11 protein-coding genes and 1 pseudogene are annotated in these 12,778 nt (G+C 75.1%); 2 read left to right on the top strand and 10 right to left on the bottom strand.

Annotation, left to right across the window (positions count from 1 at the left end; translation table 11 throughout):
* Positions 1-29: 29 nt before the first annotated feature.
* From cydC to deoC, 10 genes and pseudogenes are all read right to left on the bottom strand, one after another.
* Positions 30-1,838, bottom strand: a pseudogene (gene cydC / locus GA0070603_RS16040) (thiol reductant ABC exporter subunit CydC); the annotation flags it as partial.
* Positions 1,763-3,439, bottom strand: coding sequence for a thiol reductant ABC exporter subunit CydD (cydD, locus tag GA0070603_RS16035; RefSeq protein WP_091314170.1), 1,677 nt, complete (start codon positions 3,437-3,439; stop codon positions 1,763-1,765). The pseudogene cydC and the gene cydD, both read right to left, overlap by 76 nt.
* Positions 3,436-4,464: a cytochrome d ubiquinol oxidase subunit II gene (locus GA0070603_RS16030; RefSeq protein WP_091314167.1), complete on the bottom strand. Its 1,029-nt coding sequence runs from the start codon at positions 4,462-4,464 to the stop codon at positions 3,436-3,438. The genes cydD and GA0070603_RS16030 overlap by 4 nt, the downstream gene beginning before the upstream one ends.
* Positions 4,465-4,475: 11 nt before the next feature.
* Positions 4,476-5,723 (bottom strand): cytochrome ubiquinol oxidase subunit I, encoded by a 1,248-nt coding sequence (locus GA0070603_RS16025; RefSeq protein ID WP_091314163.1) that lies wholly within the window; start codon positions 5,721-5,723, stop codon positions 4,476-4,478.
* Between the two features lie 100 nt (positions 5,724-5,823).
* Complete coding sequence (locus GA0070603_RS16020) at positions 5,824-6,729, bottom strand: M56 family metallopeptidase (RefSeq protein WP_091314160.1); 906 nt, start codon at positions 6,727-6,729, stop codon at positions 5,824-5,826.
* Positions 6,730-6,739: 10 nt separating this feature from the next.
* Positions 6,740-7,198, bottom strand: coding sequence for a BlaI/MecI/CopY family transcriptional regulator (locus tag GA0070603_RS16015; RefSeq protein ID WP_091314157.1), 459 nt, complete (start codon positions 7,196-7,198; stop codon positions 6,740-6,742).
* Between the two features lie 48 nt (positions 7,199-7,246).
* Positions 7,247-7,897, bottom strand: a complete 651-nt coding sequence (locus GA0070603_RS16010) for a hypothetical protein (protein WP_091314154.1) — start codon at positions 7,895-7,897, stop codon at positions 7,247-7,249.
* A gap of 116 nt (positions 7,898-8,013) precedes the next feature.
* Positions 8,014-8,838 (bottom strand): aldehyde dehydrogenase family protein, encoded by an 825-nt coding sequence (locus GA0070603_RS16005; RefSeq protein WP_091314153.1) that lies wholly within the window; start codon positions 8,836-8,838, stop codon positions 8,014-8,016.
* Positions 8,831-10,261 carry an aldehyde dehydrogenase family protein gene (locus GA0070603_RS16000; RefSeq protein ID WP_091314151.1) on the bottom strand — a complete coding sequence of 477 codons (1,431 nt, stop codon included), beginning with the start codon at positions 10,259-10,261 and terminating at the stop codon, positions 8,831-8,833. The genes GA0070603_RS16005 and GA0070603_RS16000 overlap by 8 nt, the downstream gene beginning before the upstream one ends.
* Positions 10,262-10,266: 5 nt before the next feature.
* Positions 10,267-11,226 carry a deoxyribose-phosphate aldolase gene (gene deoC, locus GA0070603_RS15995; protein WP_091314148.1) on the bottom strand — a complete coding sequence of 320 codons (960 nt, stop codon included), beginning with the start codon at positions 11,224-11,226 and terminating at the stop codon, positions 10,267-10,269.
* 137 nt (positions 11,227-11,363) lie between these two features.
* Here deoC and upp point away from each other — a divergent pair, with 137 nt between their 5' ends.
* Together upp and GA0070603_RS15985 are read left to right on the top strand one after the other, a co-directional pair.
* The gene (gene upp, locus GA0070603_RS15990) at positions 11,364-11,996 is read left to right on the top strand and encodes a uracil phosphoribosyltransferase (protein ID WP_091314146.1); all 633 of its coding nucleotides are present in this window, start codon (positions 11,364-11,366) and stop codon (positions 11,994-11,996) included.
* Between the two features lie 99 nt (positions 11,997-12,095).
* Positions 12,096-12,773, top strand: a complete 678-nt coding sequence (locus GA0070603_RS15985; RefSeq protein WP_091314144.1) for a GOLPH3/VPS74 family protein — start codon at positions 12,096-12,098, stop codon at positions 12,771-12,773.
* Positions 12,774-12,778 lie beyond the last annotated feature (5 nt).

The following is a 12,778-nucleotide window of genomic DNA, read 5'->3' as shown; positions in this document are numbered from 1 at the left end:
GCCGCGTCGGGGAAAACCCCGGAATGCGCTCAGGGGGCGAGAGCGAGGTAGCCGCGCTCGGCCGCCTCCTGGAGCAGCCACTGTTCCCGGTACCAACCCGGGCGGGCCACCAGCTCCTCGTGCCGGCCGCGCTGCACCACCCGGCCCGCGTCGAGCACCACGATCTCGTCCAACCCGGCGAGGCCGCTGAGCCGGTGGCTGATGAGCAGCACCGAGTGCCCGGCCGGGGTGGCGGCCAGCGCCGAGGCGAGCACGGCGTCGGCGGCCGCCGGGTCGAGCCCCTCGGTCGGCTCGTCCAGCACCAGCACCGGCGGGGCGGCCAGCAGGGCCCGGGCCAGCGCGAGGCGCTGCCGCTGCCCGCCGGAGAGCTGCCCGCCCTGCTCGCCCACCACTGTGTTCCAGCCCTCCGGCTGGGCAACCACCCAGTCGAGCAGGCCGGCCGCCCGGGTGGCGGCGGTCAGCTCCGCCTCGTCGGCGCGGGGGCGGCCGAGCAGGAGGTTCTCCCGCACGGTGGCGTGGAAGACGTACGCCTCGGCGAGCAGGCCGCCGACCACCCGGGGCAGCTCCTCGGTTGGGAATTCGGACACGTCCACGCCGTCGACGGTGACCCGGCCGGCGTCGGGGCGTACCGCGTTGGTGAGCACGGCGGCCAGGGTGCTCTTGCCGGCCCCGCTCGGCCCGACGACGGCCACCCGGCGGCCGGCCGGCAGGTCGAGGTCGACAGCGGCCAGGGCGGGCGCCGCCCCCTCCCGGTACCGGACGGTCACGTCCTCGAACCGGACGTCGTGCCCGCCCGGCGCCGGTTCGGCGGGGGCGGTGCGCGCCGGCTCCCCGGCATCGGTGAGCAGGTCGGCCACCCGGGCCAGGCCGGCGCGGAGTTGGGTGCGCTGCCGGGCCGCACCGACCAGCGCGAGGGCGACCTCGACGGTGGCCAGCGAGCCCACCGCCAGGACGCCGACCAGCACCCCGCCGACACCCGCGCGCAGCGCCACGACCACCACGGCGGCGGCGGTGAGCCCGCCGACCAGCACCCCGGCGGCGTCGACCGCGAAACCGGTCGCGGCGAGCCGGCGCTCCAGCCGGGCCAGGCGGCCGCCCCGGGCCTCGGCGGCGGCGAGCGCCGTGCCGGTCGCACCGAAGGCGGCCAGGTCGGCGGCGCCGTGGGTCAGGTCGACTGCGTCGGCCGCGAGCGCGCCACGCAGCGGGGCCACCTCGTCGGCGGCGCGCCGGGTCAGCCCGGCGGCCAGGACGGGCAGCGCCACCCCGGCCACGAGCAGGCCGACGGCGAGCACGCCGGCGGCCGGGGGCGAGATCAGCGCGGCGCTGCCGATGGCGAGCAGGCTCACGAGCGCGGCCGCCGCTCCGGGCACCACCACGCGCAGCAGCAGGTCCTGCACCGCCTCCACGTCGGAGACCAGCCGGCTCAGCGCGTCACCGGTGCGCGGGGCGGCCCGCCGGGCGGTCAGGGTGGCGAAGACCCGGGTCCGGACGTCGGTGATCATGCGGAGCACCGCGTCGTGCCCGGCGAGCCGTTCGGTGTAGCGGAACACGCCGCGGCTGACCGCGAGCGCCCGGACCGCGACGATCGCCACGGTCAGCCGGTCCAGCGGCGGCCGGCCGGCGGCGCTCATGAGCAGCCAGGTGGCGGTGGCCATCAGGGCCAGCCCGGCGAACTCGGTGGCCGCCGCGAGCAGCCCGGCGCCGAGCAGGCGGCCCAGGTAGGGGCGGGCCAGCCGCAGCACGGCCCGCTCGGGTCCCCCGGTCATGGCGTGACCTTCCCGGCCGGCACCCGGCTCAGCTCGGTGACCCGGCCGTCCTCGACGCGGAGGATGCGGTCGGCGTCCTCCAGCAGCGCGGGCCGGTGCGCGACCAGCAGGGCGGTACGCCCGGCGACCAGCCGCCGGGTGGCCGCCAGCACGACCGCCTCGCTGGCGCTGTCGAGCCGGGCGGTGGGCTCGTCGAGGAGCACCAGCGGGGCGTCCCGGAGGAACGCCCGGGCCAGCGCGACCCGCTGCCGTTGCCCGCTGGACAGGCCGTGCCCGCGCTCGCCCAGCGTGGTGCCGAGCCCGTCGGGCAGCGCGGCGACCACCTCGTCCAGCGCGGCGTCGGTGACCGCGCCGGCCAGTGCGGCGTCCGGGGTGTCGGGGGCGCCGAGGCGGATGTTGTCGGCGAGGGAGCCGGCGAACAGGTGGGCGCGCTGCGGCACCCAGGCCAGCTCGCGCCGCCACGCGTCGAGGTCGACCCCGGCGAGGTCCACCCCGTCGACGGTGACCCGGCCGGCGGTCGGGGTGACGAAGCCGAGCAGCAGGTGGAGCAGGGTGCTCTTGCCCGCGCCGCTGGGCCCGATGACGGCGACCCGCTCGCCGGGGCGGATGGTGAGCGTGACGTCCCGCAGCGCGGTGGTCCGCTCGTACGCGACGGTCACGCCCTCGAAGCGGATCTCGCCCCGGCCCTCGGGCGCCGGTCGGGCGCCTTCGGGGCCGGCCGTCTCGGGGGTCGCGGAGAGGGTGAGCGCCTCGTCCAGCGCGGTCAGGCCCTCCATGCTGGCGTGGAACCGGCTGCCGGCCGCCCGCAGCGGCAGGTAGGCCTCCGGGGTGAGCAGCAGCACCAGCAGCGCGGTGGACAGCGTGATCCCGCCACCGAGCAGCCGGATGCCGACCGGTACGGCGACCAGCGCCACCGAGAGGGTGGCGACCAGTTCGAGGACCAGCGCCGACAGGAAGGCGATCCGCAGGGTCCTCATGGTGGCCTGGCGGTGCCCGTCGGCCATCCGGCGTACGACGTCGACCTGGGCCCGGGCCCGGCCGAACGCGCGCAGCGTGGGCAGCCCGGCCACCATGTCGAGGAAGTGGCCGCCGAGCAGCGACAGCCGCCGCCACTGCCGCTCGGTGGCGGCCTGCGCCTGCCAGCCGAGCAGCGCACCGAAGATCGGGATGAGCGGGATGGTCAGCGCGATGATCAGCGCCGAGCTCCAGTCGGCGAGCACGATCCGGGCCAGCACGGCCAGCGGCACGGTCACGCTCAGCACGAGCTGCGGCAAATAGCCGGTGAAGTAGGGGTCGAGCGCGTCCAGCCCGCGCCCGGCGAGGGTGGCGAGCTGCCCGGCGCGCCGGCCGGCGACCCAGGTGGGGCCGTGCCGGCCGACCGCGCGCAGCAGGTCGGCGCGGAGCGCCGCCTTGACCGTCGCCGCGGCCCGGGCCGCCACCGTGCCCTGCGCCCAGCTCACCAGCGCCCGGGCGGCGACGGCCGCCAGGAGACCGGCCAGCGCCGGCCGGTGCAGCCGCCCGTCGATCGCGGTGGCCAGCAGGGTGGCCAGCGCGGTCGCCTGCGCGACCACCAGCAGCGCGGTCAGCCCGCCGAGAACCGCGAGCACGGCGAGGTCGCGCCGGGCCGCGGGGACCCGGCGCAGCAGACGCGGGTCGAACGGGCGGCGGTTCACCAGTACACCGGTGCCCTGCCGTCGGTCCGTCCCCGGAACACCCACCAGCACATCGCCTGAAAGCCTAGTAGGGCCGGCACGAGCGGCAGCGCCAGCCAGCCCAGCAGCGCCAGGGTCGGCCCGCTGGCGGCCGCGTCGGCCACGGTCAGCGCGGCCGGGTCGGCCAGCTGCGGCCCTGCCGCGTCGGCCGTGGAGACCAGCACCCGGGGCCAGAGCGCCGCGCCGACCAGCGGGACCGGCAGGGCCAGCGCCACGCTTGTCGCCGCGAAGGCCAGGCCGGCCCGGCCCCGGCGCAGCGCCGCGCGGGCCGCGAGCAGCGCCGCCACCAGCGCCAACGGCAGGAGTACGGCGACCGCCGGGCGCGCCACGGCGGCGCGTACCCGGTCGGAGAGCAGGCCCAGGACGGTGGCGGTGGCGACCGCGGTGAGCGCGACCGGCACCAGGCCGCGGGCCAGGCGGGCGACTATCGGCAGGTCGGCGGCCGGCAGCCGGAGCGTGAGGAAGGTCGCACCGTGCACGGCGACCAGCGCGAGCAGCGCCAGCGCGGCGGCGGCCACGAACGGGGTGAGCAGGTGGCCGACCCCGGCCGCGTGCCCGTCGCCGGACAGCGGCACGCCCTGGAGCAGCGCGCCGAGCAGCGCGCCCCAGCCGAGCGCGGCGAGGACGCTGCCGGCCACCACCACCCGGTCCCAGCCGGCCCGGGCGGCGGCGGAACGCGGCCGGCTGCGTAGCTGCACCCCGGCCGTCACGAGCACCACCCCGGCCAGCGCGCCGAGCACGGCCGGGTAGCAGCCGGAGAGCAGTTCACCCTCCAGGGTGGGGAAGGCCCCGAACAGGATGCCTACCGCCGCCACCAGCCAGACCTCGTTGCCGAGGAAGAACGGCCCGACCGCGTTCAGCGCGGCCCGGCGGGCCTCGGGTGTCGCGCCCCGGGCCAGCAGCAGCCCGACGCCGTAGTCGTAGCCGCCGAGCACGAGGTAGGCGGCGAAGAAGAGGCCGAGCAGGGCGTACCAGGCGAGTTCCACGGCGGGCTCCCTCAGGCGAACACGGGGTCGGGGTGGTGGTCGGTGTCCGGCGCGGGCGGCCGGCCGAGGGCGGGATCGTGCGCGCCCCGGGCGGCGTGCCGGGCCAGCAGCACCCAGTTGGTGACGGCGAGGGTGCCGAGCAGCAGCGTGAAGGCGATCAGCGAGGTGAGCATCAGCCCGGCGCTCACCGGCGAGACGGCCTGCCCGGTCGGCAGCAGCCCGTACGCGACCCAGGGCTGCCGGCCCACCTCCCGGGCGATCCAGCCGAGGAGCACCGCGACGAAGGGCAGCGGCACGCCGAGCAGCACCAGCCAGAGCGGGAACTTCCACCGGATGATCCAGTCCCGCCAGAGCAGCGGCAGCAGGAGCCAGACGCAGCCCAGGGTGAAGCCGATGAGGATCATGAAGCCGAGGCCGACGTTGGACAGCACGGGCGGGGTGTAGTCGCCCGGGCCGAACCGCGCCGTCCACTCGGCGACCAGCGCGTCGCGGTCGGGCCCGCCGCCGAACTTGGTCGGCTGGAGTTCCCCGACCGGGCCGAACTGCGCGAAGCCGAAGCCCTGGAGCGCGGTCACGGCGAGCGCCGCGGTGACCAGGCCGAGCCGCAGCGACTTCCGGAAGAGCAGGAAGTCGGGGGTACGCCGGAGCAGGTGCCAGGCGCTGACCGCGGCCATCAGGATCCCGCCGGTGACCAGGCCGGCCGAGACCACGTGGCCGAAGGCGAAGCCGAAGGTGGGGTTGGTGAGCAGCGCGCCGAAGTCGGTGAGGTGGGCGACGCCGTCGCGGACCTCGTAGCCGACCGGGTGCTGGAGCCAGGCGTTGGCCACCATGATCCAGAACGCGGAGGCGTACGCGGTGATCGCGACGCCCCAGAGCAGGGCCAGGTGGACGCCGCGCCGCAGCCGGTGCCAGCCGAAGATCCACATGCCGAGGAACGTGGACTCCAGGAAGAAGGCGACAAGCGTCTCGATGGCCAGCGGCGCCCCGAACACGTTGCCCACGTAGCGCGACAGGCCGCTCCAGTTCAGCCCGAACTGGAACTCCATCACGATGCCCGTGGCGATGCCGAGCACGTAGTTGATCACGTAGAGCTGGCCCCAGAAGCGGGTCAGCCGCTCGTACACGGGCTTGCCGGTGACGAAGCCGGCGGTCTGGAGGCCGACCAGCAGGGTGACCAGGCCGAGCGTGACCACCACGAAGAGGAAGTGGATCGACGTGGTGGTGGCGAACTGCAGGCGGGCGATGAGCAGGGGATCCATGGCCGACTCCCACGGGTTGTCTCGCTTGTCATAGCGAGACTACACGTAGCCTCGCTACCTATCGGTCCCGGCGTCGGCGCGGGTGCCGCCGCCGGCGGGGTCAGCTCAGGAAGAGGGAGATCGGGAGGGTGACGAGCAGGGTCGCGACGGAGAGCGCGGTGGCGCCGAGCACCCGCGGCGGCCGGTCCGGGACCATGAGCCGCTGCACCCGCGCGTCGAGGTCGCGGTCACCGAGACCGAGCGTGCCGGCCGGGGTCACCCGGTGCCCGGCGGCGGCGAACCGGCGCAGCGCCCCGGCCAGGGGCTCCTCGGCGTGCAGCTCGCGGGCCTTGTCGTCGGCGCGCATCTCGACCAGCAGGGCCACCCGCTCGTGGGCGTCCCGCACCCAGCGGAACCAGGGCAGCGCCCGGCAGAGCGCGGTGAACGGCAGCAGCACGAGGTCGTGCCGCTCCTGCGCGTGCGCCCGCTCGTGGGTGAGCACCGCCGCCAGTTCGGCCCGGTCGAGCAGGCTCAGCGTGCCGGCGCTGACCACCACGCGGGGCTTCACCCCGGGCAGGCAGTAGGCGGCCGCGCTCGGGTGGTCGAGCACCAGCGCCCCGGGCACCGTCGGGTCCCGCCGGGCGACCAGGCTGAGCAGCTCCCGGTGCCGGCGCTGGGCGCGTACGGTGCCGTGGATGCTGCGTACCGTCGTGGTCAGCAGCACCGCGCCGATGCCGAAACCGACCCCGACGAGGCCCAGGTGCGGCGCGCCCAGCCCGCCCGGCAGTGTTCCGTGGGCCAGGTCGTCGGCGAGCGTCAGCAGCGCGCTCCCGGTCGGCAGGTCGTACGCGGCGAGGCCGAGCGCCATGGGCAGCCCCATGGCGGAGAGGCCGAGCGCCAGCCCGACGGCCTGCCAGCAGACGATCGCCACCCGCGGGGCCCGCCAGGTCCACCGCGCGGTCGCGAGGACCTGCGCGGTCAGCCAGCAGGCCAGGATGGTCGCGGCGAAGTGCAGGGCGTACGCCACGGCGGCCGCCCTACCGGTCCGTCGCCTCGTCGAGCGCCGGGCCGCCGGCCCGCGGGTCCTCGACCCGGTCGGTCAGCCCGGACTCGGCCGGCCCGGAGCCGGCCAGGCCCGCCTCGGCGCCGAGCGCCGCGCGCAGCACCTCCGCCTCGGTGCCGGTCACCGAGCGGGCGAAGCGCACCAGCGCGGCGTCCCGGCTGCCGCCGAGGTCGAGGGCGTCGAGCATGAGCTGGGCGATGTGCGCCTCCCGGGTGGCGGCCGGCCGGTAACGCCAGGCCCGCCCCTCCCGCTCGCGCTGCACCATGCCCTTGCCGGCGAGCCGGTCGAGCACTGTCATCACCGTCGTGTAGGCCAGCTCACGCCCGTCGAGGGCGTCGGCGACCTCGCGCACGGTCACGCCGTCCGACGTGGCGGGCACCGAGTCCCACAGCACGTCCATCACCGCACGTTCGAGATCACCCAGCCGAGTCACCAGGTAATCCTACCTCGCGTAGTAGGTGGCCCGGCAGGCCGGCGTCGACTAGCCGACCGCCCAGCCGGCCAGCCCGTTGAGCAGGAGCAGGACCAGCAGCGGAGTCCCGATCACCCAGCCGAGGACGGCCGTGGTGAACAATGCCCCGCTGATCCGACGGCGCGGCTCGGCGGCCCGGTCGGAGCGGGCCGCCGACGCGGCCCGGCCGCGGGCCGAGGGCGGCCGGAAGTCGAGCGGATCCGCACGCCGGGCGGGCCGGACGAAGAGCCCGCCGGCGCAGGCGAGCACCGCCACGGACAGCAGCACGCAGACGAGCCAGGCCGGGTACAGGCCGGACGGGTCGTGTCGGCCCCCGCCGACGTGGGCCGGGGCGAGCGGGGCGACCACCCAGGCCGCCGCGGCGACCAGCACCCCGTAGCCCAGGAGCAGCCCGACGGTCGCCCACGCCCGCCGGACCGACAGTCCGGCGGCGGCGGCCGACGGCGTGTGCAGGAGAGTGCCGACCGGCACGGCCAGCAGGAAGAACACGATCAGGGCGTAGCCCTGCGGGTGCCAGTGCCGCTGCGCCGCCCGGGCCCCGGCCACCGCGCCGGAGAGGTCGACCAGCCAGACCGTGCCGGCGGTGGCGACCGCGAGGGCCAGCAGGCTCAGCACGGCACGCGCGGCCCGGCTCTCGGTCGCCGGGAAGGGGTTGATCACGCCCAGGAGGGTAGGGCAACCCCGCACCCGACCTGCCCGGGCGAGGCGGCCCGGCCCGGAAACGGCAGGAGTGGCCGTCCGGGGATCGGAGGCCACTCCTGCGCGGGAGCGCTGGGTCAGACGCCCTTCGGGTGCCAGACCGTCTTGGTCTCCAGGAGCGTGGTCATCCGGGCGAGGCCCGGGTCGGCGGACCAGTCGTGGTCGGCCGGGGCCGGCCGGAGCACCCGCTTCAGGTTCTCCGCGGCCTTGACCTCCAGTTCGGCGGCCAGGTCGGCGTCGGCGACGCCGGTCAGGTCGATGGCGTTGACGTCCATGTGCGCGGCCAGCGTCGGCACGGTCTCCGACAGCCGGCCGGTGAGGATGTTCACCACCCCGCCCGGTAGGTCGGAGGTGGCCAGCACCTCGGCCAGTGTCACCGCCGCGAGCGGCGCCGACGGGGAGGCGGCCACCACCACGGTGTTGCCCGTGACGATCGCCGGGGCGATCACGCTGACCAGGCCGAGCAGCGCCGGCGACTCCGGGGCCACCACGGCCACCACACCGGTCGGCTCCGGCGCGGAAAGGTTGAAGTACGGCCCGGCCACCGGGTTCGCCCCGCCGTACACCTGGGGGAGCTTGTCGGCCCAGCCGGCGTACCAGACCCAGCGGTCGATGGCCGCGTCGACCTCGTCGACGGAGGCGCCGAGGGCGACGAACTGGTCCCGCCGGCCCTCCAGCATCTCGGCGACCCGGTAGAGGATCTGACCGCGGTTGTACGCGGTCGCCCCGGCCCAGCCCTTCACGGCGGCCCGGGCGGCGACCACCGCGTCCCGCGCGTCCTTGCGGGAGGCCAGCGACACGTTGGAGTCCTGCACGAGATACGACCGTCCCGACTCGCTGCGCGGGAACTTCCCGCCGATGAAGAGCTTGTACGTCTTGCGTACCGCGACCCGCTCAGACATTGAGGTACGCCTCCAGCCCGTGCCGGCCGCCCTCGCGACCGTAGCCCGACTCCTTGTAGCCGCCGAACGGCGAGGTGGGGTCGAACTTGTTGAACGTGTTGGCCCAGACCACGCCGGCGCGCAGCCGGTCGGCCATCCACAGGATCCGGGAGCCCTTGTCGGTCCAGATCCCGGCCGACAGCCCGTACGGCGTGTTGTTGGCCTTCTCCACGGCCTCGGCCGGGGTGCGGAAGGTCAGCACGGACAGCACCGGGCCGAAGATCTCCTCGCGGGCGATCCGGTGCGCCTGGGTGACCCCGGTGAAGATCGTCGGCGCGAACCAGAAGCCGCGGTCCGGCAGCTCGCACGGCGGCGACCAGCGCTCGGCGCCCTCGGCGGCGCCGGCCTCCGACAGCTCCCGGATCCGGGCCAGCTGCGCTGCCGAGTTGATCGCGCCGATGTCGGTGTTCTTGTCCAGCGGGTCACCGACCCGGAGCTGCGCCATCCGGCGCTTCAGCGACTCCAGCACCCGGTCGGCGACCGACTCCTGGACCAGCAGCCGGGAGCCGGCGCAGCAGACGTGCCCCTGGTTGAAGAAGATGCCGTTGACGATGCCCTCGACGGCCTGGTCGACAGGGGCGTCGTCGAAGACGATGTTGGCGGCCTTGCCGCCCAGCTCCAGGGTGAGCTTCTTGCGGGTGCCGGCGACGGCCCGGGCGATGGCCTTGCCCACCTCGGTGGAGCCGGTGAAGGCGACCTTGTCCACGCCCGGGTGCTCGACCAGCGCCCGGCCGGTCTCGCCGGCGCCGGTGACGATGTTGACCACGCCGGCCGGCAGGTCGGCCTGCTGGCAGATCTCGGCGAAGAGCAGCGCGGTCAGCGGGGTGGTCTCGGCCGGCTTGAGCACGACCGTGTTGCCGGCCGCCAGTGCCGGCGCGATCTTCCAGGCCAGCATGAGCAGCGGGAAGTTCCACGGGATGACCTGTGCGGCCACGCCGAGCGACCGGGGGTTCGGACCGAAGCCGGCGTGCTCCAGCTTGTCCGCCCAGCCGGCGTAGTAGAAGAAGTGGGCGGCGACCAGGGGCAGGTCGACGTCGCGCGACTCCTTGATCGGCTTGCCGTTGTCCAGCGACTCCAGCACGGCCAGCTCGCGGGAGCGCTCCTGGATGATCCGGGCGATCCGGAACAGGTACTTGGCCCGGTCCCGGCCCGGCATCGGACCCCAGACCTTCTCGTACGCCTCGCGGGCGGCGCGGACGGCGAGGTCGACGTCCTGGCTGCCGGCCTCGGCGATCTCGGCCAGCACCTCCTCCGAGGCCGGGTTGATCGACTTGAAGCTGCCGCCGTCGGTCGGGTCGACGAACTTGCCGTCGACGAAGAGCCCGTACGAGGGCTTGATGTCCACCACCGAGCGCGACTCGGGGGCGGGTGCGTATTCGAACATCGCGCTCAGTCCAGGGTGAAGTAGTCGGGGCCGGCGTAGACGCCGGTCGTCAGCTTGGTGCGCTGCATGAGCAGGTCGTTCAGGAGGCTCGACGCGCCGAACCGGAACCAGTCCGGGTCCAGCCAGTCGGGGCCGACGGTCTCGTTGACCATGACCAGGTACTTGATCGCGTCCTTGGTGGTCTTGATGCCGCCGGCCGGCTTCACGCCGACCTGCCGCCCGGTGGCGGCGCGGAAGTCGCGGACCGCCTCCAGCATCACGAGGGTCACCGGCGGGGTGGCCGCGACCGGGACCTTGCCGGTGGAGGTCTTGATGAAGTCGCCGCCGGCCAGCATGGCCAGCCAGGAGGCGCGGCGCACGTTGTCGTAGGTGGCCAGCTCGCCGGTCTCCAGGATCACCTTGAGGTGGGCGTCCCCGCAGGCCTCCTTGGTGGCCACGATCTCGTCGTAGACCTCCTTGTAGCGGCCGGACAGGAAGGCGCCCCGGTTGATCACCATGTCGATCTCGTCCGCGCCGGCCTCGACGGCCGCCCGGGTGTCGGCGAGCTTGATCTCCAGCGGCGCCTGGCCGGACGGGAAGGCGGTCGCCACGCTGGCCAGGTGCACGCCGGACCCGCGCAGCACCTCGGCCACGTACGGGACCATCGCCGGGTAGACGCAGACCGCGCCGACGTGCGGGCAGGACGGGTCGGCCGGGTCGGGGCGCAGTGCCTTCGCGGCGAGCGCCCGCACCTTGCCGGGGGTGTCGGCCCCTTCCAGGGTGGTCAGGTCGACCATCCGGATCGCCAGGTCGATGGCCTCCGCCTTGGCGGTGGTCTTGATGGAGCGGGTGCCGAGCTGTGCCGCCCGCTGCTCCGCGCCGACCTGGTCCACGCCGGGCAGGCCGTGCAGGAAGGTCCGCAGAGCGGTCTCGGATCGTCCCAGCTCGGAGAGCTCCGACCGGGCCGACGTCGCTGTCGCCGTCATGCCCCGAATACTACGCACCCGCGCGTCGGGTGATCTTGGTCACGCCGGCCCGGCCGGCGGCGCCCGCACGTGAGCGGCGTCGCTGGTCCGCCCGCACCTGCGATGTCCCCGCCCCGGGACCGGTAGGTTGAGCGATCGTGGACGTACACGTCATTGACCACCCGCTCGCCCAGGCGCGGCTGACCGCCATGCGGGACGCCCGGACCGACTCCGCGTCGTTCCGGGCCGCGCTGCACGAACTCACCACCATGCTGGTGTACGAGGCCGCGCGCTCGTTCCCCGTCGAGAAGTACTCGATCCAGACCCCGGTCACCGCCACCGAGGGCACCCGGCTGGCGAACCCGCCGCTGCTGGTGCCGGTGCTGCGGGCCGGTCTCGGCATGGCCGACGCCGCGCTCGGCCTCCTGCCCGAGTCGTCGATGGGCTTCGTCGGCCTGGCCCGCGACGAGGAGACGTACGAGCCGCGCGCGTACATGGAGTCGCTGCCCCGGGACCTGAGAGGCCTGCCGGTGCTGGTGCTCGACCCGATGCTGGCCACCGGCGGCTCGCTGGAGCACTCCTGCCGGCTGCTCGCCGACCGCGGCTGCACCGACATCACGGTGCTCTGCGTGCTCGCCGCGCCGGCCGGCATCGAGCGGCTGGAGCGGTCCGGGCTGCCGTTGCGCCTGGTCACCGCCTCGATCGACGAGGGCCTCAACGACCGGATGTTCATCGTCCCGGGCCTCGGCGACGCCGGGGACCGCCAGTTCGGCGGCATGCCCCGCTTCTGACCCCGTGGACCGGCCCGCCGGCAGCGCCGGCGGGCCGCCCGGATCCGTCGTCCGGCGAGTCCGTGCGCGGTGTGCGCGTACCCGCTAGCGTCTGCGGCCATGACTGGTGTTGCGCTCGCCGAAGAGCTGCTGCTCCTCGCTTATGACGACGAAACCGGCAAGGCCACCATGCCGCGGATCAGCCTGGACCTCGGCATGGCCGCCGCGGTGCTTGTCGAGCTGGCCCTGGCCGGGCGGATCGCGTACGCCGACGGGAACCTCACGGTGCTCGACCCGACGCCGACGGGCGAGCCGATCGCCGACGACGTCCTCGCCCGGATCGCCGCCGACACACCGCACACCCCGTCCTCGTGGGTGCAGCGGCTGCGGCACGGCCTGCGGGACCGGATCCTCGGCGACCTCTGCGGCCGGGGCGTGGTGCGGGACGTCGACGAGACGGAGCTGGGCTTCATCCACGTGCACCGCTACCCGGTCGCGGACGCCTCGGTGGAGGCCGACATCCGGCAGCGGCTGGCCGACGCGCTGACCGTCGGGCAGGTCCCCGACGAGCGGACCGCCGCGCTCGCCACCCTTGTCGCGGTGCTGCGGATGGAGCCGGCGCTGGGCCTGACCGGCACGGCGGCCGACGAGGCGGGAAAGCGCCTGGAGGAGATCGCCAGCGGCGCCGGCTTCTCCGGCACGGTGAGCCTGGACGACAGCGTCGTCCGCCCCTCGGTGAGCCTGGTGATAGCCGCCCTGGCGGAAGCGGTGGACGCCGCCCTGGGCAAGCGCCCTTAAGGAAG

Origin of the sequence: Micromonospora chersina (assembly GCF_900091475.1) — a bacterium.
Taxonomy (GTDB): domain Bacteria; phylum Actinomycetota; class Actinomycetes; order Mycobacteriales; family Micromonosporaceae; genus Micromonospora; species Micromonospora chersina.
This window is presented reverse-complemented; position numbering and strand designations above follow the sequence as displayed.